This is a genomic window from Streptomyces sp. NPDC048506 (genome assembly GCF_040651315.1).
Classification (GTDB): Bacteria; Actinomycetota; Actinomycetes; order Streptomycetales; family Streptomycetaceae; genus Streptomyces.
Genome location: NZ_JBEZIX010000069.1, coordinates 20001 through 43844, shown reverse-complemented (window position 1 = coordinate 43844; position 23844 = coordinate 20001). Strand labels below are relative to the sequence as shown.

The window sequence follows — 23844 nt, the reverse complement described above, 5'->3', positions numbered from 1 at the left end:
TCAGCCCGCCGCCCTGTGGATACCGCATGCCCCGGTGATATCGCAGGAAGCCACGACCTGTCAGTCCCTACGACACCACGAGTTCAATCTCAGTAGTGACACGAAAAGCAAACGTTCCGCCATGGATGGCAATGCTGGCGGCATGAAAGTTAAAAATTTTCGCCAAGTCAAATTTCATGCCCTGGTGGGATGGGTAGTCAAGCGGTCACTGTCTGGTATTCGGCTAGGTCCCTGCTGCCCATTCGGGCCCCGCTCACCGAATGTCCAGGGTGGAGAGCCGCGAGCCGGGCGAGAATTTCCGTGGAATATAACTATTCAGTCAACAACTCTTTGCAGGGCTCTGAATGCTCTCTAGTCTGAGGCAACTTTTCGGCCAGCCCTGTCTTGAAAGGCCTCTTATGGCAAGCGTTGACGAGATCGCTCCCTCAGGGACGCGAGCATCGGGCACCCTCCGTAGGGACGTAGGACTCATCGGCCTGATGTGGGCCTCCGTCGGCTCCATCATCGGATCCGGATGGCTGTACGGCGCCCAGAAGGCCGTCGTAGTGGCCGGCCCTGCCGCGTTGATCTCCTGGATCATCGGAGCGGTCGCGATCATCCTCCTGGCACTGGTGCACGCCGAGCTCGGAGGCCTCTTCCCGGTGGCCGGTGGCACGGCGCGGTACCCGCACTACGCCTTCGGCGGCCTCGCTGGTATGTCCTTCGGCTGGTTCTCCTGGCTCCAGGCCGCGACGGTGGCCCCGATCGAGGTCGAAGCCATGATCGGCTACGCCGGTCACTGGTCCTGGGCCCAGGGATTCCAGAACGCCAACGGCACCCTCACCACCAGCGGCTTCATCGTCGCCGTGATCCTCATGGCGATCTTCGTCGCGGTGAACTTCCTCGGCGTGAAGGTCCTGGCACACACCAACAGCGCGGCCACCTGGTGGAAGATCGCCGTACCCCTCGGGGCGATCTTCATCATCGCCGCGACCAACTTCCACCCGCACAACTTCACGTCGCACGGCTTCGCCCCGTTCGGCGCCAAGGGCGTCCTCAGCGCCATCAGCACCAGCGGCATCATCTTCGCCCTGCTCGGCTTCGAGCAGGCCATCCAGCTCGCCGGTGAGAGCCGCAACCCCAAGCGCGACCTGCCCCGCGCCACCATCGGCTCCGTCCTGATCGGCGCGGTCATCTACGTCCTCCTCCAGGTCGTCTACATCGGCGCACTGCCGCTGGCCTCCTTCGCGCACGGCTGGGCCAAGCTCGACTACGTCGGCATCAGCGGCCCCTGGGCTGGTCTGGCCACCGTGATCGGCCTGGGCTGGCTGGGCTGGGTCCTGTACGCCGACGCGATCATCTCCCCCGGCGGCACCGGCCTGATCTACACCACCTCCACCTCGCGCATCTCCTACGGCCTCAGCAAGAACGGCTACGCCCCCAGGCTGTTCGAGAAGACGGACGGCCGCGGCGTGCCGTGGTTCGGCCTGATCATCTCGTTCGTGACCGGCGTGATCTGCTTCCTGCCGTTCCCCAGCTGGCAGGAGCTGGTCTCCTTCATCACCTCGGCCAGCGTCCTGATGTACGCCGGCGCGCCCCTGGCGTTCGGTGTCTTCCGCAACCGGCTGCCGCACCACGAGCGCCCGTACCGACTGCCCGGCGGCAACATCATCTCGCCGGTGGCCTTCGTCGTCGCCAGCCTGATCATCTACTGGGCCGGCTGGAGCACCCTCCAGCGGCTCGGCTGGGCGATCATCATCGGCTACGTCCTGCTCGGCAGCTACGCCTGGTACGCCACGAAGAAGCGGCTGCCGAACGCCCCCCGCCTGGACTGGAAGGCCGCCCAGTGGCTGCCCGTCTACCTGATCGGCATGGGCCTGATCTCCTGGCAGGGCGGCTTCGGCGGTCAGAACCACATCCCGCTGTGGTGGGACATGGCCATCGTCACGCTGTTCTCGGTGGCGATCTACTTCTGGGCCCGCTCCACCGCCGTCTCGACCGAGGCCATCGAGCAGAACATCGAAGAGGTCGCGGTCGTCGACGAGGGCGGCCACTGACACCCCCATCCCTCAACTGACAACTCAACACCCCTGATGAGGTCGGCCGGTTATCCGGCCGGCCTCATCGCCGTTCCCCCCCCGGTACAACGAGCCGCCCGGGGCCACACCCCCCCCGAACGCCACCCCATTCCTCGGGCGAACCCAGGTCCGCTCAGCACATTTCACCGCGGAAATTCATGGTCACGACGACGGAAGCGCCGGCCCGCCACACCACAACAGCGACCGGCCGGTAACATCCCGCCCATTACGGGGAATTGAAGGTCCCGGCCATTCCGGTCGGGCAGCGCGACAACTTCCCCCGCCCCTCAGGGATTCGACCGCCCGAGTCTCCTCGCCGCCGCCTACCGGGCAGCGCCCTCGCGACGCCCCGCCACCGGCACGTCCAGGGCCCGGGCGATGCCCACCACGCCCTCGTCCAGGCGCTGGAGGTGTCGCAGCACGCGGAAGGTGACGGTCCCCGACCGCAGCGCAGGGGAGTCGCTCGCTTCCAGCATCGCGGCGATGCTGGCCCCGGATTCGACCTCGCCCTCGGTGGGCTCGTCGCCGACGCGCGCAACGATGAGATCGATGTTGCGCGCGATGCGCTCTCCGGCGTGCGCGAGGCGCGGGTCGGCCGCGACGGTCCTGCTGTACGGCACCAGCTCGGCGGTCGCCGCCAGCGAACGGGCGTGGTAGGCGGAGGTCTCCAGGAGCGCCACCAGATAGCGCGCGGTCTGGCGCCGTACGCGCAGCGGTGTGATGGGGTGCGTCAACGGCCGGGTGGACGCGCGGAACTCGTCCAGCGCGGTGTCCAGATCACGCGCCCTGCTCAGCAGCTCGACCGCGGGCCCGCCGCTGAGCTGGTCCACCGCGGCGGCCACCGCCTCCCGCAAGCGGACCAGCACGGCCCCCAGCTGCTCGTCCGTGCGGCGGTCGGTGTGCACCGGCAGCACCAGCACCGCGGCGATGATCCCGCAGGCGGCACCCAGCGCCGTCTCCTCGATGCGCAGCACCAGCACGGCGAGGCTGTAGGTGTCCAGCAGGGTGTAGAGCAGGCCGAGCATCGCCGTGACGAAGAAGGACATCAGCGCATACGACAGCGGCGCGGTGAAGAACATGCCGAAGATGCAGAGCAGGACGAGGGCGAAGGCGGTCCAGGTGTGGTTGCCGACCACACCGGCCAGTGCGACACCGGCGACCACGCCGAAGACCGTGCCCATCAGCCGGCGATAGCCCTTGACGAGGATCTCACCCGTGGAAGCGGTGTTGAGGAAGACCACCCAACAGGTCAGCACCGCCCAGTACCAGCGCTGGGTGGAGAGGAACTCCCCACCGACGATGGCCAACGCCGATCCCACCGCGACCTGGAACGCGGCGCGGGTGGTGGGCCGCTGTAGCCCGGTACGGTCGTCTGCGGGCTCCGTGTCCGCTGCGCCCGACCCGGCCCCGACGATCGCCAGGTCCTCGGCGTCGAACTCCTCGCGCGAGCGCGTGGTGGCGGGGGAGTCGTCGGACTCGTCCTGCGGTCCGTCCAGCGCGAGTCGCAGGCCCAGCACGGCACGCGCGGCCTCACCGATCCCACGGAAGGCGTCCTGTACGGCCGGCGGCGCCTGCGGCAGCGTGTCCTCGTCGCGGTAGCCGAGCAGCCGGTTGCGGACGTGGGCCAGAGCCGTACCGCGGTCGTCCGGCGCCCGTCGTGCGACCAACAGGTTCAACGCTTCGAGGTCCCGGCACAGCCTGCCGTGCACATCCCCCTCGTCCAGCAACCGGCTGGCGGTGGCCGGCACCGGAGCGTGCGGCAGGTGCAGCGTGAGCGTGTCCGCGCGCTCCGCGGTGCGCGCATTGAGCAGCAGCATCCCCAGCCGCTCGGCCGCGATCTCGGCATCGGCGATCCGGCGCTGCAACAGCCCCGCCGTAGCGGAGTCCGGAGTGCCCTCCTCCAGGCGGCCCTGGATCATCAGGGCCGCCTCGTGCAGCCGTGCGGTGTGCCGCCGCAGGTCGTCGAGCACGTCGTCCAGCCGGTCCGGATCCGCGTCCAGCAGTGCCAGGTGTGTGTCCACCAGCTGTGCGAGGCGCGCCCGGAAGGCAGCGCGCAACCGGTCGAGGGTGCGCTGCGGGGTCTCCGGGACGACGGAGAACCGTACGACGGCGCTGCACGCCAGCGCGACGGTCAGGGTCAGTGACAGCTCCGGCAGGGTCGGCACGGTGGCACCGACGAACAGCGACACGAAGTAGACCTGAAAGCCGATCAGCCCGAGCGCCGTGCCACGGTCGCCGAAGCGCCGGCAGTAGACCGCGCCGAAGATCAGCGCGACGAAGAACAGGTCGCCGGCGATCACCCTGGCGTGCAGCAGCGCTCCCAGCGCCATGGCGGAGAGCGCGACGGGCAGGCCCAGGGCCAGTGTGACCGCCTGGCCGCGCACGTCCTTCTCCGTGATGGCGAACGTCGCGACCATGGCCGCCATGGCGCCGGCGACCATCAAGGTGACGCTGGTGTGCAGCAGGGCGAGGGCGACGAGGGTGAGGGCGATCGCCCCCACCGTGCGGAGCCCCGCCATCAACCGCAGCAGTCCGGGGTCGGATGCCGCGAAGCGGTCCCAGGTGCCGGTCACAGCCCGTCGTATCGCTGACATCACGCCGCTCTACACTCCCGATTCTTGCCCTGAGCAGGGAAGTCTCAGCATCCCATGACGGTGTGCCGGAGCTGCGGGGCGGTCGGGGCAGGGGAGCCGCCCACCAGAAAGAAGCGGATGAATCGGGCAGCGGACACTCCGGTGGCGCCGATTTCGGAACCGGCACCGATTCCCGAACCGGCACCGATCCACTGAATTCCCTACACCGCCATGAGGCCGACCATTCGGGCATGAGTGGCGAGAACGCGCAGAGACGAGAACGGCGCACTGTCCCCAAGGGCATTGCCCGCCCGGTCAACTGCCCAAAGATTCAATACCCAGAAGACCACGCACTCGCAAAACTCTTCACCAGTCGATCGGAACACCCGGTCCAGGTAAGGCCGCTACGGGTTGCAGGTGTGTACGGCCGTGCCGCCATGCTGAATTGAGGAGTTTCCATGTCCAACAAGCTGCGAATAACCGCTGCTGCCCTGGCCGCCGCCGTCGCCCTCGGCGTCGCCGCCCCGGCCGCCTCCGCCGCCACCGAGGCCCCGGCCCGCACCGCCGTGGCCCAGACCGTCTCCGTCGACCAGGCTCGCACCGGCGCCATCTCGGCGAGCCTGGCCCAGCAGATCTCCGAGGCTGCGGCCAAGTCCGGCAACGGCACCGGCACCGCCGCGCAGACCGGCGCGAACCAGGTCACCCCCAAGAGCTGGTTGGACAAGCTCCGCAAGAAGGCCCTGAAGGCCGCCTTCAAGCGCCTCCCCAAGAGCTGGCAGAAGAAGCTCACCGGCTGGGCCAAGAAGGGCAAGGGCTACTTCACCAAGCAGTGGAACAAGCTGCCCAAGTGGCTGCGCAAGACCCTGACGCTGGGCGGCATCATCACCACGAAGCAGGCCATCGAATGGCTGATCGACATCATCCTGTGACGCCCACCCGGTAGGGGATTCCCAGGTTGAAACGACGTGCGCCCCTGGTACGCTCCGGCGACCCGGGGCGCATCGCCGTATCCCCCGAATCCCCCTCGGGGCGGGGCGAGTTGCCGGTGAATCGCCCGCCCGCCGATCCGCTCCCGACGGCGGTGCCCGGCCCCGGCTCGCCGCCTCCTCGGAATTCCCTGCGGGGACGGCCCCGGACCGGACCACTGCCCCGACACTTCATCTGCCCGACCACACCACCGAGGAGAACCATGGCGGAAGAGACGCAGCAGGCAGTCGGAGCCGACGAATCACCTCTGAACCACACCTGGCCGGTGCTGCTGTTCATCGTGGCGAACGTCGGGACCGGCTTCGCCTCCGGAACACCGGTCATCTTCTGGATTTCCGCCGCAATCGGCATCCTCGGCATCCTGGCCACCATCAGCTGCCTGAAGAAGATGTGGAACATCCGAAACGAACAGAGCAGTTCCTATTTCTGGGGCCTGGTGCTCATCGCGTATGCGGCCTATGTCATCTACGCGATCGCCAATCACTTGACGTAAAGGACCGGTCCGGCAGGCGACGGCGCCCCGTCTTCACGGACCGCCGTGTCGCCCACCGGACCTCGCCTTCCCCGTTCTCCCGTGCTCCCCGTTTTCCCTCCCTTTATTTCGCCTTGGCTCGCCTTGGTTCGTTCTGCCTCTGCTCGTTCTTCCTGCGCTCGTTCTTCCTTGAGCGGTTCCCCATCGATTCCCTCAAGGCGCAGGTATCCCCTCCCGATCGGTGAGCCGAACGCGCCGCAGCAGAACCGTGCGTATCACCGAGGGAGCGCCGCGGAGACGGGGGAGAAGGGGGCGAGCAGGCCGAAGACGGGAACGAGCGACGTCGCTGCCTCCGCCACCCTTCCGCCGGGACCGAGGTCGTTGAGCCTGGTCGTACCGTGTTCCGTGCTGAACAGCAGCGGTTGATCGGTCTGCGAGGCGTTCGCGGCGGGTGTGACGACGGCCATGGCTCCGGAAGCGAGGACGAGAGTTACGAACGTTCGGTACATTTTGGTCATGCCGTTCTCAACGACATAAAAGCCACGAGGCAACGCCCCTGTGAGCCCTTTGAACCCGCAGGCGGAATCGACTCCTCCCCTTCCATTGGTAAACGCGGCTCCCCGGTGAGGCGCCGTTGGTACTGCCCAGTAAGGTCCAGGAAGGTGGAAAAACAGGGAATGAGGGGGAGAGGGGTACGGCTGTGGGTGCGGGTACGGACTCAGGCGTGGACATGGACATGGACATGGACATGGACATGGGCATGGGCATGGGCATAGGTGCGGGGACGGGCATGGACGTCGATGCCGTGGTGTTCGATGTGTTCGGTACGTTGACCGACTGGCGGTCCAGCGTGGCCGACGCACTGGCCGGGATCGGTGGCCGGGCCGGACTGCACGCCGACTGGCCCGCCGTCACCGACACTTGGCGACGGCACTATCGGCCCGCGTTGCTGAAGATGGTGTCGGGGGGGCTGTCCTGGGCGCCGCTGGACGAGCTGCACCGCCTCACGCTGGACGAAGCGCTCGCCGACCACGGGCTGGAAGCTTTCGATGAGGCCGACCGGGGTGCACTCGTCCAGGCCTGGCACCGACTGCGTGCATGGCCCGACGCCGCGGCCGGCCTGGAACGGCTCCACCACAGCCGGGTGATCACCGCAACGCTGTCCAACGGCGGGATCGGCCTGGTCACCCGCCTCGCCAAGCAGGCCGGCCTCCGCTTTGACTGCATCCTCTCGGCCGAGTTGGTCAAGTCGTACAAGCCTGATCCGCGGGTCTACCTCTCGGCCGCCGAGCTGCTCGGCGTGGCGCCGCAGCGACTCCTGATGGTCGCCTGCCACCCGGACGACCTCGAAGCGGCGGCCGGCGCGGGACTCCGTACCGCCTACATCCCGCGCCCGCTGGAGTGGGGCCCGGACGCCGCCCCGGTGCCGGCACCCGCCGGTGTCGACCTCGTCGCCGCGGACGTCATCGAACTGGCTCATAAGGTGACGACGGTGAGCTGAAGGGGGCGCCGCGTTCGGCGGCGTCGTTACCGGGACGTCCCCAGGGGGCGGCTTGCGCCGGCGCCCTGGGGACGTCGCGTCCATGTCCTACGTCAGTCCACCGCGTGGTTACTGGATGACGGTTGCGGGGTTGCGGGTTACTGGATGACGGGGAGTTCGGTCATCTCGGTGATCGTGCCGCCGGCGAGGCCGACGTCGTAGAAGTTGCCGCCGTTGCAGTACTCCTTCTGCTGTGGCCTGGCCTGCCCGCCGTCGTAGCTGGTGCCGTTCGGGTCGGCGCACTGCTTGACGTGGGCGATACCGGTGTGCGGACCCGTCTTGTCGGTGCGGAGCTTGGGGCCGTGCTGCTCGATCACCGTCATCTTGGCGTCGGGGGAGAAGCTGAAGGTGCGTTCCGGGCCGTGGGGGCGCAGATGAACGCCGTCGTTGCAGGACAGCGTCGCGGTACGGGCGATCACGTTGTTCATGGCGCCTTCGACGCCCGTGACGTACACGAAGCGGTGGCCGGCGGCGAGTTGAGGGCACTTCGCGCCGGCCTGGCCGCCGTCCGGCGGGATGCTGGGAGCGGCGCTCGCGGAGGAGCCGCGGCTCGCGGCGGGGCTGGGGTCATCGGCGGCGGTGCCGGCGTCCTCCGGCCCGCAGGCGGTCAAGGTGAGTGCTGCCGCAGCGGTCAGGGCAGCAAGGAAGGCATGGCGAGCGGAAATGTCGTTCCCCCGTGTACGCGCACCCGTCAACTCCTGACGGGGCGAAGGTGAATGTGGATCCCGAGGCTGGCCGAGGTCGGTCAGCAAGATCACCGCGGCATCGTACAGCCATGCGAGTGCGGGCCGGTGGCCGTGGTTACCTGCTGCTGAATCTCATGGCTGCTCCCGTTCGTTTCACCCCGGGCCGTATCGGCGCCAACAGCCGGCACCGTCCGCAACGCCGACCGGTCGGATGCCGTGCACCCTCGCCCGTCCCGGTCGATGCTCTGCCGCGCCACGCGCCACGCGCCGATCATCTGCGGTGGGCCGTCATGGCCTGGCCCCTTCGGGGTCCGGCTCCCACACCGCCTGCTTGAGCGCCATCCGTGCCGCCGGTGCCCGGCCGGGGATGCTCGCCCAGTACGGATGCGTGGTGATCTGCACGGACAGGCGCTGAAGTGTGCGCCGCAGCACGGTGGTCTGACTCGGATTCTCCGTCTCGGCGAGCTGCTGGTACGCGGTGTACCAGTCGCGCTGGGCCTGTAGGAGGTCGTCTGGGAAGGCGTAGGTCGTCACCCCTGAATTGCATCACGTGTTCGAATTCTCTCGCAGCGCACGCAAGGGTGAATCTCCTGCTGGTTGTGACTGAGTGTTCGTTGATCGCGTTGCCTGGTTGAACGCGGTCGGTGGCGAGCCGTTCGAGGTGATGGCGTCTCAGGTGCGCCGAGACCAGAAGGCGACGAACGCGATGTAGCTGATGGCAGCGGTGGCCACGAACCAGAAGTACGGATCGCCGCTTCTTCCTGATGTCAGGTCACCGATGAAGGCGTAGAGATTCCCCACGGTAAGCACCACGCCCGTGCCGGCCCAGGCTCGCCCTCCGATCCGGGCGAAGCGCTCGTCGGGATCCTTCTCGGTGAGGCCCTGATAGGTCTCGCTTCGGCGGCTCAGCAGCACTAAGGCAAGGCTGCAGACCGCCAGGATCCCGAACGTCACCAGGCCGAGAACGAGGCGGCCGCCGAAAGTCGCGGCCACGAGGCAGGCGGCTCCGAGGACGAGGAAGAAGCCGGGGACGGACCGCCTGGCTCTGTTACTGGTCATCTGCTGGGCTCTGATCGACATGAAACATCTCCTCAACGCTGACCTCGAAGAACTTGGCCATGGACAAGGCGAGCGGCAGGGAAGGGGTGTACCGCTCGGTCTCGATGGCGTTGATCGTTTGCCGTGAGACCCCGAGGGCTGTGCCCAGTTGGCCCTGGGAGAGCCCGCGCGACGACCGCAGTTTCCTGACGCTGTTTCGCACGTGTAAAGCTTACTTGTCACCCCTGAATGGTTGTCAAGCTCGCTTTACAGGGGGTGGGGTTCGCGCGGCGCCTCGGGCGCCGTGTTCACCGTGTTGGTGGCCAGTCCGGTGTGGAAGGACGAGTGCATCCCCGACCGCCCCTTGGGAGATCACACCCCGCCCGCGAGTGCGGCTCCAGCTCCGAGGTGGTGTCACTTCTCACCGGCATTTCGCGGCGCTGTGATCGGCAAGCGCTCTCTGAACTCGTCGACAAGCGGTGCCAGGGCTCGCCTGCAAAGCCGCTGCTCTCCCTGTTGCGGAAGGCCCTGGTCGGAAGCCTGGGGCGCGGAGCGTTTTGGTTGGCCCAACGGGCCAAGTTGAGCGCTCGGTTACAGCTCAGTGGGGTGCCGCGCTCCAGTTGGCCTGTGAGTGTTCCAGTTGTAGAGCGAGGTGCGTGGACGCCTCAAGTCGGTGACGGAACGGGGGAGTTCGAGGAGGCTCCGGTGGCGCCGTGCTGCGGTACCTGGTTGCGGTCACCCGTCCTGGCCGGGGCGGTCTTCCTGTCGTGCCAGGGGGGTGGCGCCCCAGCCGTGTTCCAGCAGGGCGAACAACTCGCGCATGGTCCGGACCGGGTCTTCACTGGCGCGGGCGATGCCGGGGGCTTCCAGGGCGAAGCGCGCCAGGCCGGTGACGGCCGGGGCGTCCGGGGCGAGCCCGGTGGCGTCGGCGAGGGTGGCGGCCAGTGTCTTCTCGTGGCGCGACCACATGCGCCGGGCGTAATCCCGTAGCGCGGGAGTGGATTCGACGAGGACGAACGTGGGGTCGTCGGTTCGCACGGCGGTACGGCTGTGAACCATGTGGTCGCGCAGGGCGTGCAGCACGGACTGATCGGGAGCTCGATCGCGAACGGCGGCGACCAGGGCGCTCTCGACGTCCGCGTCCAGGTCGAAGACGAGGGCTTCCTTGCTGGGGAAGTGCTTGAAGAGCGTGCTCAGTGAGACGTCGGCCGCTTCCGCCACCTCGCGTACGCCGACGTTGTCGAAGCCGTGCTCGGTGAACAGTCGCATTGCGGCATCCGCCAGGGCCTGCCTGGTCTGTGCCTTCTTGCGCTCGCGGCGTCCTGTCGTCGTCTCGGCCATGCCGCCACCTTACCCCCTTGAAGGAATTCGATTGCAAAGGCGATCGGATAGAAAGTCGGAGCAGTTGTACTTTTGGAGTGACTGTGTTTCTGTGGGTGAGGGCGCCTGACCGGCACTCAGTTGCCGGCACCCGGGGCGCGTCCCCCACCGGAACGACTGGTTTGCCATGCCCGAAAGCGGGCTCCTCGGCAGGTAGCAGGTAGCAGGTAGCAGGTAGCAGGTAGCAGGTAGCAGGAAGGGAGCCGGGATGGCGATGTCACAGATGACGGAAGCAAGCAGGGCCGGCTCGACCAGCAACAGCCCGCCGACGGAGATCCCTCGGGGCGTCACCACAAGACACCAGCGATTTCTTCATCCGTAGAACGGAGCGTGACCCTCTCATGTCCACCACCCCTCGTATCGCGATCGTCGGCGCCGGTCTCGGCGGCCTCGTCTGCGCACGCGTCCTGAAGCAGCACGGCCTGCCGGTCACGGTCTTCGAGCGTGAGACCGACCCCCACTCCCGCTCGCAGGGCGGCACCCTCGACATCCACGAAGACACCGGGCAAGTCGCCCTGCGCGCAGCCGGACTCTTCGACCAGTTCCTGGCCCTGTCCCGGCCCGAAAGCCAGGAGTGGCGCCTGTACGACCGCCACGCGACCCTGATACGCCACGACCAGGCCGTCGACGGCGATCTGAGCAGGCCCGAGATCGACCGCGGCCAGCTGCGTACCCTCCTGCTCGACTCCCTCGCCCCCGGCACGGTCCGCTGGGGCCACTCCGTAAGGGCAGTCACCCCGCTGCCCCACGGCACCGCTCGCCTGCACCACCACAACGACACCGTCGAGGACTTCGACCTGGTCATCGGCGCCGACGGCGCCTGGTCCCGGGTGCGCCCCGCACTCTCCGACGCCCCACCCTCCTACGCCGGCGTCACGATGGTGGAAACCCACTTCGACGACGTCGACCACCGTCACCCCGGCATCGCCCACCTGGTCGGTCCCGGCACCATGTCCGCCAAGGCGGGCCGCCGCAGCCTGGTGATGCAGCGCAACAGCAACGGACACGTCCGCGCCTACATCACCTTCCGCGGTCCCCAGGACTGGCACGCCGGCCTCGACCTCGCAGACACCGAAGCAGTACGCGCCCGCCTCCTCGCCCAGTACCAGGGCTGGCACGAGAGCCTGTTGGACGTCCTGCGCGGCAACGACGGCGGTTTCGTCAACCGACCCATGTTCGTCCTTCCCGTTCCCCACACGTGGCAGCGCGTCCCCGGCATCACCCTGCTCGGCGATGCCGCCCACCTGATGCCGCCCGCCGGCGTCGGTGCCAACCTCGCGCTGCTCGACGGCGCCGAACTCGCCCAAGCCGTCATCGGCCGCCCCACCATCGACGAGGCGCTCGACGCCTACGAAAGCGCCATGCTGCCCCGCGCCGTCGACAACGCGAAGACCGCCCAGCAGATGCTCGCCACCCTCATGCCCGACAGCGACTCCGACGACGCCGCCTTCCCCGACACCCTCTGGCCGACCAGCACTCTCCCCGACTCGCGCCGCGCTCACATCAGCTGAGCCCGGCGGAGAACGCACCGTCCCGCCGCGAACATCGCCGGGTACGAGGACGCCTTCCTCCGGTACCTCGGCGGCAGTCTCCTGTGTGCCCGGCACCGCCTGACACGACGCCGCGAGCCCGTGGGCACTCCCGTCGGCCACCCGCGCCGACTGGAGTGCTCCGCCCCCCGGGCTCCGGCAGTCGCCACGTAGGGTCGTCCGGTCGAGTGCCGTACGAACAGGGTGGGCTGGCAGTGAACCTGAGCACGATCGGGCAGGCAGCAGGTCTGTTCGCCGTCACCAACATCGACGACATCGTGATCCTGTCCCTGTTCTTCGCCCAGGGTGCCGGCCACCGCGGCTCCGCCCGCCGTGTCGTGCTCGGCCAGTACCTCGGCTTCGCCGCGATCCTCGTCGTTGCCGTCGCCGCGGCGTTCGGTGCGACCTTCCTGCCCGAGGCGGCCATCCCCTACCTCGGCCTGCTGCCGCTCGCCCTCGGCATCAAGGCCGCCTGGCAGGCGTGGCAGAACCACCGCGACAGCGAGGACGACGGTGGAGAGGGAACCCCGCCATGCGTGCTGGTGCAGCCGCGGCTCGCGCTCCTTAAGCTCGTAAGCAGGAGTCCATGTACGCCGAGCCCTCCACTCGGCACCGGAGCGCTCGGCGCCTCACACAATCCGCCGTGCGCGGGCGGGCGCCGCATCGTTTGCCCCGCACGGCGACCAAGGTCATCACGGCGACACGCTCATCACAGCGACCACACCGACAGCGACAGCCGATCACGGTCGGTTCTCGGCGCCATGACGGAGGTCGGAAGTCGGAGGTCGGAGGCCGGACGAGGGTCGGCAGGCGTAGGAAGGCAGGCGTCGGGCGTCCGGCCGACTCGACGGTGGCGCACCGCCGGGGATGCCCCTGACCAGGAGCCCTTCATGACCACACCGCGGGACTTGTTCATCGTCACCTTGGACGTGGAGTCCAGTCGTCCGGTGGAGCGGGGCGACCTGTCACTCGCACTGGCCGGAGCCGAGCTGATCGACCTGCTCGAAGCCCAGGCCGTCACGCTGGACGGTGAGCACATCGTGCCCGGCTACCGACCGGCACTGGCCGATCACCTCTTGGACGAGGCTGCGCAGTCGCTGGTCCGAGACACGCCGCACGAGTCGGTTGGCGACTGGTTGTGGCGCCGAGGGAACCGTCTGTCCACGGCCTACCGGACCGCCCTGGAGTCCGAAGGACTCCTCACTCGGCAACGCCGTCGGGGGATGCCCTTCCGCAGCGTTGAGATCGCCCTGGTCGACTCGCCCGCCCGCAGGGAGGCAGCGCACCGTTGGACATCGGAGGAGCCCGTCCTCGCCCACCTCGCGGCGGGCCTGGGCGTCGGCAGCAAGCTGCCCGAAGACGCCCCGGACGTGTCCGATGACGCGGTGGCAACGGTGTTGGCCGAGGTCAACACCGCACTGGTGGAACTCCAGGCCGAGCGGCAACGGCGAGCCATCGAAGAGGCGGCCTTCGACAACATCTGGCGGGGCGGCGACGGTTGACCACGTCGCCGAAGGGAATCCGGGAGCGCCTCGGCGGTGGTTTCGCCAGGAGCGTGAAGTGCTTCCACTATCTGTTCCCTACCGCTCATGATGATCTCGGGGGCGGCGGACCCGCGTTCGCCGCGGAGCGTTGACCGACAGCTCCACAGCTCCGACAGCTCTCCTTGTCTGTCAGTCCACGGTTCGTCAGTCCGTCCACGGTCTTGGCCCTTGGCCCTTGGGGGATGAGTCATGCGCATAGGTGTCTACCTTGCACACCCGCGCCCGGGCAGTTTCAACCACGCCGTGTTCGAGGCCGTGGTGGACGAACTGCGGGTCCGCGGGTGTGAGGTTCTCGCACATGACCTGTGCGCGGAGGGATTCGCGCCGGTGCTGGCCGCCGACGAGACCGAGACGGTCCAGTCGGTGGACGGCGCCCGCGATCAGCAGGTGGCACTGCACCGGGCGGAGGTCGCCACTCTGGATGCCATGGTGTTCGTGCACCCCAATTGGTGGGGCATGCCGCCCGCGGTTCTCGCCGGTTGGGTGCAGCGTGTGCTCGTGCCCGGCGTCGCCTACAAGTTGGGCACCGCGCAGGGCGAGCCGGAGGGGTTGCTGAACGCCGGGCGGGCGCTCGTCCTGAACACCTCCGATACCCCCGCCGACCGGGAAGCGGACGAGTTCGGGGACCCGCTGGACCGGATCTGGTCGGCCTGCGTGCTGCCGTACGTGGGCGTTGCCGACGTGCGCCGCGTCGTGTTCCGGACGGTCACCGACTCAACCGAGGAAACCCGCGCCACGTGGCTGCACGAGGCGCGTCGGCACGCTGCCGCGCTGTTGGCCTGACATTGGTCTGACGTTGGCCTGACCGCGTGGCGTGCGGCCGAAAGGGGCGCACGGCGCAGGACCCGAGCGCCGTACCGCCCCGGCCCCCCGCACGCCTACGCCCCGTCCGGTCTCCAGCACAGGGTCATATCGGGCAGCCTCTCCATGTTGCGGCTGCCGTCGTCGGTGTCGACGACGGTGAAGCCGTGACGCTCATAGAACGCGCGAGCGCCGGTGTTCTGCTGGAAGACGTGCAGGGAGAACCCGTCAGCGCGGTGCCGCTTGACCTCGTCGAGCAGCAAGCTGCCGATGCCTTGGCGCAGCACGTCCGGACGCAGGTAGAGCTGCTCGAGCACGTCACCGTCGACGGCGGCATAGCCGACGATCTCCGCGCCGCGCACCGCGACCGAGGTCCGGCAGTCCCTGAGCACGACGTCCCGCACCCACCGCGTCACCTCGTCATGCGGCCGCAGCTGCGGAGGAAGGTATGGCATGGTCGCCGCTCGTGAGGCCAGATGGATACCGGCGATCGCCGCCGCATCCTCCGCCTCCGCGAGCCGGATCACCGTCGTGTCGTCAACGTGCATCGCAGGAACCTATCGGCGCAGCGGAGACGCAAGCCAGCGATTATCCCGGCGGAGGGCCGGGGCGCAGCACTGGCAGGAGCGGGGCCTGCCTCCGGAACGGGCCGGGCGAATGGCTCAGCGCCTCCCGGAACGTGGAGTTCGGGAAGCGCTGAGCCGACCGGCCTGAACTCAATAGCCTTCTGTGCACACGACGTTGCCGTTCCGGCGGTAGAGGCAACCCCAGGCCTTGATCCCCTTGTCGTTGACCATGGCGGTGTACGCGGAAGTCTGGCCCGACGCCACGGTCTTCGCGTAGCACGACGTGTGCCGGCAGGCACCGCCCTTGTTCCGCGCCTCGATACGGTCACCGGCGCGTGCGTGGGTGACACGGACCCAGGCGGCGCGGCACGCCGAGCTGTAACGCAGTTCGATCAGGGGACCGATCTCGGCGCTGCGGCGGACGGTGCGCGCGTGCTGGTCGCAGTGGGTGCGCACGGGGCTCTTTCCGGCGCAGCCGCTACCCGAGCACTGTGCCATGGGCGCGGCGGGAGCCGCTGCATGCCCGGGTGCCGTCCCGGAAGCGGCCAACAGGAGGGGAACAACCGCAGCGACCCCAAGACGTGCGAGTCCTCTCATGCCCACGATGCCTCCACCCTTTCCATCCTCTCCACTCTCCTTCTCGCTTCTGCCTTCTCTTCCGACTTCCGTTCCGCTCCCTCACCTACGTCCCGTCACTTGTAGGTGATGTCCCAGTGGCTGCTCTCACGGGCGTAGATGTTGCCCGCGGAGGACTTGTACATGGGCGCGCCGTCCCCGCGCCTGCCGATGTACCGGAAGGCGTGCTTGATGTAGTTCGTGACGCAACCGGTCGGAGCGATGTCGACCTTGTAGCCGTTCCAGTGGCTGTAACGGCCGGCTGCGTGACCGGTCTCGGTGCCACCGGTGATGGTGACCGCGCAGTGGCTGGCCCGCTTGAAGGTGATGATCCCGCTGATGGTGCCGGAGTTGATGTTGCTGAAGGAGGTGCAGTGCCGGTTGTAGCGGTTGGAACAGTGGCCGCTGGAGGTCCAGCTGATTCCGGCCGCCCGCAGCCTGCTGGAGGCTTGGGCGTGCGTCAACTTCGTACCGCTGGCGGCCGCGGTGTCGGCGGTGACCAGGGGGGCGACCACCGTGATGGCGGTGAGGGCAGCGGCAGCGAGGCCACTGCGGACGGGCAGCCGTGTGGAGATCATGGGATTCCCTTCGTGACGACTGTGCGGGATGAGTCGGTGGGTGTTGCCTGCTTCCCAGGCCGCGGATGATGGACCCGATTCGGCTGGGCTTGATCGGACTGGGCCGGACTGGATTGGACTGGGTTGGACAGGGGAGGGCAGTTGCTCCCACCTCCTGGGCAACAGGGTGAGGCCGGAGCCAGCGAGGGAACACTGCCGCCCGCAACGCAGGGATGCCGTGGGACGCAGAGGCGCTGAGCTGCTGGGATGCCGCGGGTCCTGAAGGGGACGTGGGACAACGGGCAGGCTCGGGCGGGCAGTTCGGTGCCGGAGCGCGAGCCCGCGCGGCTGCCCGTCCAAGTCCCTTGGTCCCTCCAGTGGCCAGGAAGACCCTGCCGTCGATCATCAGGTCCACGGATCGCCACCTTCAGGCTCAAGTCGCAACAGAGAAAGATCCGTTGAGGCAACACAGCGGATCCGTGTCCACGTGTCCACATTCCAAGCCCGACGTCTCGCCATGTGAGTGGTTGGTCGGTGATTCCGCCGGCGCCAGCCTTGCCCGGGGCCGCACCGTCCGCACCGCCCCCAACTCGCCAGGCTGACGGCCGGCCGGTCGAACGGGGTGGGGGTGGGGTGCGGATGCTGGTCGCCCAGTGGATGCCGCGTAACGGGCAGCACTTCGGCCCGTCGCGACCGGGCCTGCGGTCGCCCTGCTCGGGGTCGGCGGAGTCGTCGCGGAGTCCACCGAGACGGCCCGGTTCAGGTCCCCGTCGGCGTCGACCTGGGCCATCAGCGCAGTGTGCGGTCAGTACGCGGGGAACGCCCAGCCGCCGGGGTACCAGGGTTCCCGGTCGGCGCGGAACGCGCGCGTGACCCGGGCCAGTGCGCCGGGGCGCAACTCTTGGATCCTGCCGGCAGCCGCGAGGGAGGCCGGTGTCGTGCCGCCGAGGAAGGCCGCACCGAGTTCGGCGGCGCCCACGCGGAGGTCGGCGGGCGCCTTCGTGCGCGCGCAGAGAGCAGTGTCCCCTTCGGCCTGTAGCCGGTAGCGCCCGGTGTTCCAGGGGCAGAAGTCATCTTCGACGTCGAGGACCACGTCCAGCGGGGTGGCGTAGCGGCGTCCGGCCAAGGCCCGGTCGACGTCCACCAGCCGTACCCACAACCGGTCGACCATGGTCGACCGGATCGCCCGCGGCTCGGTGAGCAAGTGCGGCAGTGGCTCGTCCACGGCGGCTTCGTACTCGATCCACGGCACCAGGTCGATCCCGGCAAGGAAGCGCCACAGCGCGGCGTATGCCGACCGGGTGGCCGCTGCCAGCTCCACTACCTGCACCGCACTCGTGTCGTTGCCCACGGCATCGCGCGAGCTGCTGATCCGGTAGAGCGCGTACCCGGTGCCCTGACCGCCCGGGTCGCGGTGTACGGCGTATCGCAACGAAGTTGCGCCCCCGCGCGAGCTCGGCGCATCGTCCAACCGGTTGTTCCAGAACTGCTCGGCCCGGTCGGGCCAGCCGATCGAGCCGGTTCGGACCCGGTCGTAGATGTCCTCGATCACGGGTCGGGCCTCGTCGTGGCCGAGGAGGTGCAGGGTCCCGTCGCCGAAGTCGGTTCCGGGGCGGAAGGCCATGGACCGCTTCTCGCAACGGAGTTGGTTCCCGCGGGTGGCGGGGCCGTAGCCGAAGCGGCCGTAGATCGCGGCCTCGGAGGGGCGGAGTGCGGCGATCGGCTCTCCTCCGGACTCGTGCAGGTCGGTCAGCTGCCGGCGCATCAGCGAGGTGAGGATGCCGCGGCGCCGGTGGGTGGAGGCCACCCCCACCCATGTGACGCCTGCGACCGGGAGCACGGTGCCGGGGACGGTGAGGGACCGGGTACAGGTCGCGGCACCGCCCACGGGGGTACCGCCGTCGAACGCGGCGATGGTGCGCTCCAGCTCGATGGACGCGCGCTCCAGGGCGAGCTCCTCATCGGTCCGGTCGCTGCCGTAGGTGTTCGCGATCACGCGGGCCCAGGTGGCGAACTCGCCGTCGGTGACGGGGCGGAGGAGGTAGGGATCGGTCACCGAGCTTGTGTAGCCGAAGGTGGCGCTGCGGCGCGAACGATTATCGGGGGAAATCGGCGGTGGTGGTGACTCCACGCCTCCGGCCACTCCGCACGGCACGGTCGGCCGCTGATTCGGGGCTGCGGCACTGGTACCGGCAATGGGCCGGCTGTCCGGGGTGACCACGTACGGCGTCGGGGTGTGGGCCGGGGCTGGGCCGGGCTGGGCGTGCGGCCTGGGGCTGGGCGGTGCGGCCTGGGCGCAACGGTCGTGGCTGCCCTGGCGCAGAGCCCTGGAGAGGCGTTGGGCGTGGCGGAGCCGGTGCGTCGGGTGTCAGGTGCCGGGTTTCGAGTGCGGGTGTCGAGTGTCGAGTGCCGGCCAATGCCGCTCCGTCACACGGGGCGCAGCAGTCACATGTGCATCCGAGGTCGACGTGAGCGCGGTTTGCGGCCAGGTCCACGATGGCGGGAAGAGGCCGCCTACCGGGACATGTCGCCGTCGGCGCCGTCGTGGGTGGTGTGTGAGGTTCCTCTGATTCCGCTTCCGTGTGGGAGGCGGGGGTATCGGCGCGCTCGACGGCGCGCGGCGGCGAGTCCCGTGCGTACGGGACCGCTGGCGAGGGAGGAGGACACGGCCGTGATCGCTGGAATACGGCAGGAGTTGTGGACTCTTGCCATTCACGCCGGTAATGAACGGAGCGTCAGCACGGCCGAGGTATGCGGTTTCCAGTCAATTCCCTCGAAGCTCCCTCTGGCGGAAATCCGGACCGTGACAATTCAGCAGTGCAAACCGCATGGCCGAACGAAGGGGCGAGTGTGATCCGGGTCTTGGTGGTTCATGAGACACGGCTGGTGCGATCGGGACTTGCTGCGTTGCTGCGCGGCGAGGAGGACATCGATGCGATCGCGGCTTGCTGGGCGAGCGCCCCCGACAAGGCGCGTTCCTTCCGTCCTCAGGTGTGTGTGGTGGACGGCGACTGTGCGGGATCGGTGCAGGCGGCGAGCCATCCCGGGGGGCCGGGCTGCGCGCTGCTCGTGCTCGCCAGCGCCTGCCGTCCCGGTACCCTCCGGCGGGCCGTCGCCGCAAAGGCGCGCGGGTTTGTGGACAAGGACGCACCGCCGGCCCGGTTACGGCACGCCATAGACCTGGTAGCGGCGGGACAGCGTTACGTGGACCACACACTGACGCTGGACTTTCTCCAGGCCGCCGATATGCCACTGACACCAAGGGAGTTGAGCGTGCTGTCGCTGGCCGCGGGCGGGGCGTCCGTTCCGGAGATCGCGCGCGAACTGCATCTGAGCAGCGGAACGGTGCGTAATTACATGGCCGCGATCAATCGCAAGACCGGTGCCCGAAACCGGGTCGACGCCATTCGCATATCGCAGGGGGCCGGTTGGGTGTAGGGGGAGGCACCGCGGGGAGCAGGCGTCGAGTCCGCGCGGTCACCGGCCCCGTTCGACGGATTCCGGTTGCCAGGCGCCGGTCAGCTCGCGGTAGAGGGCCGAGCAGCCCAGCAGCTCGGTATGGCTGCCGACGGTGGCCCGGATGCCGTCCAGCACCACGATGCGGTCGGCGCGTTGGGCCGAGGTGATCCTGTGGGCGATGACGATCAGCGTGCCGGGACGGTCGGCGAAGGCCTGCTCGGCGTGCTGCTCGGCCGCGGGGTCGAGGTGACAGGTGGCCTCGTCGAGGAGGAGCAGGGGCGCCGGCGAGAGGTGGGCCCGGCCGAGCGCGATCAGCTGGCGTTCGCCCTGGGACAGCGTGGCCGGGTCGATGCGCGCATCCAGTCCACCCAGCCGGGACACCAGACGGCTCAGGCCGACGGCGTCCGATGCCGTGCCCACGGCGGCGTCGGACGCACCGTCAGGGCAGAGATAGAGCAGGTTGTCCCGGACGGTCCCGGAGAAGACGTACGCCTGCTGTGGGATCAGGACCCTCAGCCGGGAAAGTCGGGTTAGCCGGGAAAGCTGGAATTGCTGGAATTGCTGGGAAGGCTGGAATTGCCGGGATGGATCGGAATGGGGTGCGGGTGTGGGTGCGGTCGGCGGTCGGCCGTTCACCCGTACCGCGCCGGAGGTCGGGGCCAGCAGCCCGGCGATGATGCAGGCCAGTGTGGACTTGCCGATGCCGCTCGGGCCGACGACGGCGAGGTGCTCACCCGGCTCGACGACGAGATCGAGGTCGTGCAGCACCGGCTGTGCGTCGGGGCCGTAGGCGAAGGTCATCGACCGAAGCTCGACCCGGGGGCCGGACGGAACTGCGGTACCTCTGGAGGTGGCGTGGGTGTCGCCGGGCACGGAGTCCGTCCGGCCCGACGGAGTCTCGTCGCCGCTCGCTACGGCAGCGGCCCTGCCGGCCACGGAATCGGCTCTACTCACCACGGAATCGTCTCTACTCGCCACAGAATGGGCCCTGCTCGACGTGGAGTCGTCGCTGCCGGAGGTGGTGACGGGGGTGGGGTGTGCGGAATCGGCCGCGACCGGTCCGGTCCGCGGTGTCCGCGTCCCAGGTGTCCGCGTGCGGCGTGTCCGCGTCCGGGGCGGCGTGGTGAGCCGGTCCAGTACGACCAGGAGCCGGGTGCCGGCGGAGCCCAGGGCGTTCATCAGGGTGTGCAGGGCGGGCAGCAGGGCTTGGGTGAGATACGTCAGGGCACCCAGGACATCCCCCGCGGTGAGGTGCTGCCGTAGCAGCCAGGGCGCGCTGAGGAGCAGGAGAAGGACCGGCAGTTGGCCCGCGACGCCGAGGGCCAGGCAGCGGGCCGCGGCCCAGCCCGCGAGGTGCCGGGCCGCCCGTGCCTCGGCGTCGATCAGGCGGTGTGTGCCTGCCCTGACGGTGGGGTGTGCTCCGGAGGCGGTGATATCGCGCAGCCCCGATGCCACGGTTCCGAAGTGGGCCGACAGCGATTCGTCGGCGTGGAGGAAGGCGCGCTGATGACGTGCCATCGGGACCAGGGTGGCCAGGAACAGCAGCAGTCCGGCGACGAGGGGCGGCAGCACGATCAGCAGCAGTTGTGGGGCCAGGGAGAGCAGTCCGAGCAGCGCCCCGGCCACCGTGAAGACGAAGGAACGGGCCACCAGGACGAGTCCGGCGAAGCTGTCCCGCGCGAGCTCCGTCTGGTTGGTCAACCGCGAGACCACCGCGGTGTCGGCGGCGCGAGCCGGATCGGCGACGGCCTCGTCCAGCGCCCGCGCCACCACGGTACGCACCAGGACGTCACGCAGTGGTTCGACCAGGTCCGCAAGCCCGCGGAAGACGCCCCGTCCAGCGGCCCCGCTGATGACGACGGCCAGCGCGGCAACCGTCAGCCAGGCCATTCCGGTGCCGGTGCGGCCGGCGAGGAAGCCGTCGTCCAGGGCCTTGGCCACGGCGTAGCCGCTGACGAAGGTGTGCGCGGACTCCAGCAGGGACCAGCCGCCCATCAGGAGCAACACCCGGGTACGGGCCCGGAGGAAGCGGAGCGCTCGCGGCAGCAGTCGGATCGTCGCCGCGGTCATGAGTCGGCATCCGGGGCCGGCGTGGCGGGGGCGAAGACCGCGCGGTAGTCGGCGTCCTGCCACAGCAGGGCGTGCGGCGCGACGGCCCGTATCCGGCCACGCTCCAGCCAGGCGACCTGATCCGCGCGGGCGGCGGAGGAGAGCCGATGGGTGATGAGCAGCCGGGTGCCCGGCCGCACGTCCTGTAGGAGCGCCCGACTGACGTGGTGTTCGGTGACGGTGTCCAGGCTGGAGGTGGCGTCGTCGAGGATCAGCAGACGCCCGGCATGGGCGAACGCCCTTGCCACGCCCAGGCGTTGGAGCTCGCCCCCGGAGAGCGGGGCGTCGGTCAGCGGGGTGGCGTAGCCGCGCGGCAGCAGCCGTACGAAGGGTGCGGCGCCGGCCGCACGGGCCGCGGCCTCGACGCGGTGTGCCGGCGCGCGCCGGGGCCCGAACGCGATGGCGGCGCCGACGGTGTCGCCGAAGAGCGCCGGCCGTTCGAAGGCGTAGCCGACCTCCCGGCGCAGCTGCACCGGGTCGGCCTGATCGAGTGGTACCCCGTCCAGCAGCACCGCACCGTCGTCGGGATCGGTGAGCCGTCCCGCGACGGCGGCCAGCAGGGACTTGCCGGCGCCCGAGTGCCCGACCACCGCCATGGTCGTTCCTCCCGGCACGACCAGGTCCACCCCGCGCAGCACGGGCGCACCGTCGCGAACGACGGTGACCCCGCGCATTTCGAGCCGTCCGCTGCCGTCGGCGGGCAGCGGCCGGGAGCCGTGCCCCGTCGGGGGCAGAGCGAGCAGTTCGTCGATGCGCCGGGCCGCGGCGCGGCTCCGCACCAAGGCGTTGAGCTGGCCGGTCACCCCTCCCAGGCCCGCGGTGAGTGCCGCGTATCGGGAGGCCGCCAGCAGCCCACCGACGGTCAGTGCGCCGTGGGCGAGCCGGACCCCTCCCACCGCGAGGACGGCCGTGGTCAGCAACGGCACCAGAATGCTGCTGCCGACCACCGCCCGCCCGTAGACCTGCCACATGAGCCGTCCCTGCGCGCCGAGTTCGGGCAGTGGGGCCAGGATGCGGGCGTGCTCCCGGCCCGCGGAGCCCGCGGCGGCGATCGTCCGGGCACCGCCCAGCGCCTCCACGAGCCGGGAGGCGATCTCCGCCTGTACGCGTTGGTAGCGCCGGACGCTGTCGGAGGAGCCCCGGGCGAAGGCGCGCAGGAGAAGGGTCAGGAGCGGAAGCCCGGCCAGGAACACGGCCGCCAGCCAGATGTCCGTGACGGCCAGGGCTACCAGGGCCCCGACCGGAGTGAGCAGCGCGGCCAGGCCGGACGCCGCGGTGGTGGGCGCGCATCCGGCCTCGGCGGCATTGCCGGTGAAGCGGTTCACCAGATCGCCGGTCGTGAAACGGTCGGTGGCGCGATGCGGGGCGAGCGACAGCAGATGGTCGGTGCCGCGCCGGCGCAGCCAGGCGGCGCTGCGGGCGGTGGTGATGCCACCCGCGAGCGCCACCAGGGCGTCCAGCAGCACCTCCGCCACCAGCAGGACGGCGCTCAGCGCGAGGGCGCTGCCCACCCCGGGCGCGGAGCCGAGAACCAGGTCGAGGGTGTGGCCGAGCACGACGGGCAGGGCGACGCTCGTGGTGGCGGAGGCCGCACCGAAGACGCAGACGGCGACGGTGCCCACCAGGCTGTACCGGAGCGCACCGGCCAGCACGGGCCTGGCGCCGGAGCCCTGCTGCGGCCGGCTGTCGGCGGCCTGCCGTGGCCGGGTGACGGACTTCTGGCTGGACCCGGTGTCCGAGGCCTGCCGCCGTGGGTGGGTGCCGTCGTCCTTCCGCGGCCCGGTGTCGGAGGCCTGACGCGGCCCGTCACCGGAGAACGATCGCCGCCCGGCGGCCGGTTGCCGCGTCGGTGCGGAGGGCCCGGGTACGGGGGTCTCGCGACGGGCCGTGCGAGGGCCCGTGCGGGAGAACGGGCGATGGATCATGCGAGG

At 69.4% G+C, this 23844-nt stretch carries 21 protein-coding genes and 1 pseudogene; 9 read left to right on the top strand and 13 right to left on the bottom strand.

The window, feature by feature from the left end:
• Window positions 1–398: 398 nt before the first annotated feature.
• On the top strand, window positions 399–2036 hold the full coding sequence (locus AB0C96_RS38065; RefSeq protein ID WP_362924226.1) for an APC family permease: 1638 nt from the start codon (window positions 399–401) through the stop codon (window positions 2034–2036).
• Window positions 2037–2380: 344 nt separating this feature from the next.
• On the opposite strand, the gene AB0C96_RS38060 is transcribed toward AB0C96_RS38065, so the two are convergent.
• Window positions 2381–4651 carry an FUSC family protein gene (locus AB0C96_RS38060; RefSeq protein WP_362924225.1) on the bottom strand — a complete coding sequence of 757 codons (2271 nt, stop codon included), beginning with the start codon at window positions 4649–4651 and terminating at the stop codon, window positions 2381–2383.
• A 437-nt stretch (window positions 4652–5088) separates the two neighbouring features.
• On the opposite strand from AB0C96_RS38060, the gene AB0C96_RS38055 reads away from it, so the two are divergent.
• Complete coding sequence (locus AB0C96_RS38055) at window positions 5089–5559, top strand: hypothetical protein (RefSeq protein WP_362924223.1); 471 nt, start codon at window positions 5089–5091, stop codon at window positions 5557–5559.
• Window positions 5560–5819: 260 nt separating this feature from the next.
• On the top strand, window positions 5820–6110 hold the full coding sequence (locus AB0C96_RS38050; protein ID WP_362924221.1) for a hypothetical protein: 291 nt from the start codon (window positions 5820–5822) through the stop codon (window positions 6108–6110).
• Between the two features lie 254 nt (window positions 6111–6364).
• Here the strand turns inward: AB0C96_RS38050 and AB0C96_RS38045 are convergent, their stop codons facing one another.
• Window positions 6365–6556, bottom strand: a complete 192-nt coding sequence (locus tag AB0C96_RS38045) for a hypothetical protein (RefSeq protein ID WP_362924219.1) — start codon at window positions 6554–6556, stop codon at window positions 6365–6367.
• Window positions 6557–6819: 263 nt separating this feature from the next.
• Here AB0C96_RS38045 and AB0C96_RS38040 point away from each other — a divergent pair, with 263 nt between their 5' ends.
• The gene (locus AB0C96_RS38040; protein ID WP_362924235.1) at window positions 6820–7590 is read left to right on the top strand and encodes a haloacid dehalogenase type II; all 771 of its coding nucleotides are present in this window, start codon (window positions 6820–6822) and stop codon (window positions 7588–7590) included.
• A 137-nt stretch (window positions 7591–7727) separates the two neighbouring features.
• Here the strand turns inward: AB0C96_RS38040 and AB0C96_RS38035 are convergent, their stop codons facing one another.
• The 5 genes from AB0C96_RS38035 to AB0C96_RS38015 form a co-directional block, all read right to left on the bottom strand.
• Complete coding sequence (locus AB0C96_RS38035) at window positions 7728–8240, bottom strand: hypothetical protein (RefSeq protein ID WP_362924217.1); 513 nt, start codon at window positions 8238–8240, stop codon at window positions 7728–7730.
• Between the two features lie 363 nt (window positions 8241–8603).
• On the bottom strand, window positions 8604–8849 hold the full coding sequence (locus tag AB0C96_RS38030; RefSeq protein WP_362924215.1) for a hypothetical protein: 246 nt from the start codon (window positions 8847–8849) through the stop codon (window positions 8604–8606).
• A gap of 138 nt (window positions 8850–8987) precedes the next feature.
• Window positions 8988–9395 (bottom strand): hypothetical protein, encoded by a 408-nt coding sequence (locus AB0C96_RS38025; RefSeq protein WP_362924214.1) that lies wholly within the window; start codon window positions 9393–9395, stop codon window positions 8988–8990.
• Window positions 9364–9576 carry a helix-turn-helix transcriptional regulator gene (locus tag AB0C96_RS38020; protein ID WP_362924213.1) on the bottom strand — a complete coding sequence of 71 codons (213 nt, stop codon included), beginning with the start codon at window positions 9574–9576 and terminating at the stop codon, window positions 9364–9366. Before AB0C96_RS38020 ends, AB0C96_RS38025 begins: the two co-directional genes overlap by 32 nt.
• A 512-nt stretch (window positions 9577–10088) precedes the next feature.
• Window positions 10089–10694 (bottom strand): helix-turn-helix domain-containing protein, encoded by a 606-nt coding sequence (locus AB0C96_RS38015; RefSeq protein ID WP_362924212.1) that lies wholly within the window; start codon window positions 10692–10694, stop codon window positions 10089–10091.
• Window positions 10695–11074: 380 nt separating this feature from the next.
• On the opposite strand from AB0C96_RS38015, the gene AB0C96_RS38010 reads away from it, so the two are divergent.
• The 4 genes and pseudogenes from AB0C96_RS38010 to AB0C96_RS37995 all read left to right on the top strand — a co-directional run bounded on the left by AB0C96_RS38010 (window position 11075) and on the right by AB0C96_RS37995 (window position 14589).
• Entirely contained in the window at window positions 11075–12244 is a 1170-nt protein-coding gene (locus AB0C96_RS38010; protein WP_362924211.1) for an NAD(P)/FAD-dependent oxidoreductase, read from the top strand.
• 83 nt (window positions 12245–12327) lie between these two features.
• A pseudogene (locus AB0C96_RS38005) lies at window positions 12328–12729 on the top strand (cadmium resistance transporter); the annotation flags it as partial.
• A gap of 423 nt (window positions 12730–13152) precedes the next feature.
• On the top strand, window positions 13153–13764 hold the full coding sequence (locus AB0C96_RS38000) for a GPP34 family phosphoprotein (protein WP_362924234.1): 612 nt from the start codon (window positions 13153–13155) through the stop codon (window positions 13762–13764).
• Between the two features lie 231 nt (window positions 13765–13995).
• Window positions 13996–14589 (top strand): NAD(P)H-dependent oxidoreductase, encoded by a 594-nt coding sequence (locus tag AB0C96_RS37995; protein WP_362924210.1) that lies wholly within the window; start codon window positions 13996–13998, stop codon window positions 14587–14589.
• Between the two features lie 95 nt (window positions 14590–14684).
• Here the strand turns inward: AB0C96_RS37995 and AB0C96_RS37990 are convergent, their stop codons facing one another.
• The 4 genes from AB0C96_RS37990 to AB0C96_RS37975 form a co-directional block, all read right to left on the bottom strand.
• Window positions 14685–15155, bottom strand: a complete 471-nt coding sequence (locus tag AB0C96_RS37990; protein WP_362924209.1) for a GNAT family N-acetyltransferase — start codon at window positions 15153–15155, stop codon at window positions 14685–14687.
• Between the two features lie 168 nt (window positions 15156–15323).
• The gene (locus AB0C96_RS37985) at window positions 15324–15671 is read right to left on the bottom strand and encodes a DUF2690 domain-containing protein (protein WP_362924207.1); all 348 of its coding nucleotides are present in this window, start codon (window positions 15669–15671) and stop codon (window positions 15324–15326) included.
• 194 nt (window positions 15672–15865) lie between these two features.
• A complete protein-coding gene (locus AB0C96_RS37980; RefSeq protein WP_362924206.1) occupies window positions 15866–16366 on the bottom strand; it encodes a hypothetical protein in 501 nt (166 codons plus the stop codon).
• Between the two features lie 784 nt (window positions 16367–17150).
• A complete protein-coding gene (locus AB0C96_RS37975) occupies window positions 17151–18401 on the bottom strand; it encodes a GNAT family N-acetyltransferase (protein ID WP_362924204.1) in 1251 nt (416 codons plus the stop codon).
• A 794-nt stretch (window positions 18402–19195) separates the two neighbouring features.
• Between AB0C96_RS37975 and AB0C96_RS37970 the strand changes: the two genes are divergently transcribed.
• Window positions 19196–19783, top strand: a complete 588-nt coding sequence (locus tag AB0C96_RS37970) for a response regulator transcription factor (RefSeq protein WP_362924232.1) — start codon at window positions 19196–19198, stop codon at window positions 19781–19783.
• A gap of 39 nt (window positions 19784–19822) precedes the next feature.
• On the opposite strand, the gene AB0C96_RS37965 is transcribed toward AB0C96_RS37970, so the two are convergent.
• On the bottom strand, window positions 19823–21874 hold the full coding sequence (locus AB0C96_RS37965; RefSeq protein WP_362924202.1) for an ABC transporter ATP-binding protein: 2052 nt from the start codon (window positions 21872–21874) through the stop codon (window positions 19823–19825).
• On the bottom strand, window positions 21871–23838 hold the full coding sequence (locus AB0C96_RS37960) for an ABC transporter ATP-binding protein (protein WP_362924200.1): 1968 nt from the start codon (window positions 23836–23838) through the stop codon (window positions 21871–21873). The genes AB0C96_RS37965 and AB0C96_RS37960 overlap by 4 nt, the downstream gene beginning before the upstream one ends.
• Window positions 23839–23844 lie beyond the last annotated feature (6 nt).

Bases quoted from the DNA above. Each gene is read 5' to 3' on its own strand.
- AB0C96_RS38050 (WP_362924221.1), top strand. From the start codon at position 5,820: ATGGCGGAAGAGACGCAGCAGGCAGTCGGAGCCGACGAATCACCTCTG.
- AB0C96_RS37965 (WP_362924202.1), bottom strand. From the start codon at position 21,874: ATGACCGCGGCGACGATCCGACTGCTGCCGCGAGCGCTCCGCTTCCTC.
- AB0C96_RS38045 (WP_362924219.1), bottom strand. From the start codon at position 6,556: ATGGCCGTCGTCACACCCGCCGCGAACGCCTCGCAGACCGATCAACCG.
- AB0C96_RS38010 (WP_362924211.1), top strand. From the start codon at position 11,075: ATGTCCACCACCCCTCGTATCGCGATCGTCGGCGCCGGTCTCGGCGGC.
- AB0C96_RS37960 (WP_362924200.1), bottom strand. From the start codon at position 23,838: ATGATCCATCGCCCGTTCTCCCGCACGGGCCCTCGCACGGCCCGTCGC.
- AB0C96_RS38040 (WP_362924235.1), top strand. From the start codon at position 6,820: ATGGACATGGACATGGACATGGACATGGGCATGGGCATGGGCATAGGT.
- AB0C96_RS38025 (WP_362924214.1), bottom strand. From the start codon at position 9,395: ATGTCGATCAGAGCCCAGCAGATGACCAGTAACAGAGCCAGGCGGTCC.
- AB0C96_RS37995 (WP_362924210.1), top strand. From the start codon at position 13,996: ATGCGCATAGGTGTCTACCTTGCACACCCGCGCCCGGGCAGTTTCAAC.
- AB0C96_RS37980 (WP_362924206.1), bottom strand. From the start codon at position 16,366: ATGATCTCCACACGGCTGCCCGTCCGCAGTGGCCTCGCTGCCGCTGCC.
- AB0C96_RS38065 (WP_362924226.1), top strand. From the start codon at position 399: ATGGCAAGCGTTGACGAGATCGCTCCCTCAGGGACGCGAGCATCGGGC.
- AB0C96_RS38060 (WP_362924225.1), bottom strand. From the start codon at position 4,651: ATGTCAGCGATACGACGGGCTGTGACCGGCACCTGGGACCGCTTCGCG.
- AB0C96_RS38000 (WP_362924234.1), top strand. From the start codon at position 13,153: ATGACCACACCGCGGGACTTGTTCATCGTCACCTTGGACGTGGAGTCC.
- AB0C96_RS37985 (WP_362924207.1), bottom strand. From the start codon at position 15,671: ATGGCACAGTGCTCGGGTAGCGGCTGCGCCGGAAAGAGCCCCGTGCGC.
- AB0C96_RS38055 (WP_362924223.1), top strand. From the start codon at position 5,089: ATGTCCAACAAGCTGCGAATAACCGCTGCTGCCCTGGCCGCCGCCGTC.
- AB0C96_RS37990 (WP_362924209.1), bottom strand. From the start codon at position 15,155: ATGCACGTTGACGACACGACGGTGATCCGGCTCGCGGAGGCGGAGGAT.
- AB0C96_RS38015 (WP_362924212.1), bottom strand. From the start codon at position 10,694: ATGGCCGAGACGACGACAGGACGCCGCGAGCGCAAGAAGGCACAGACC.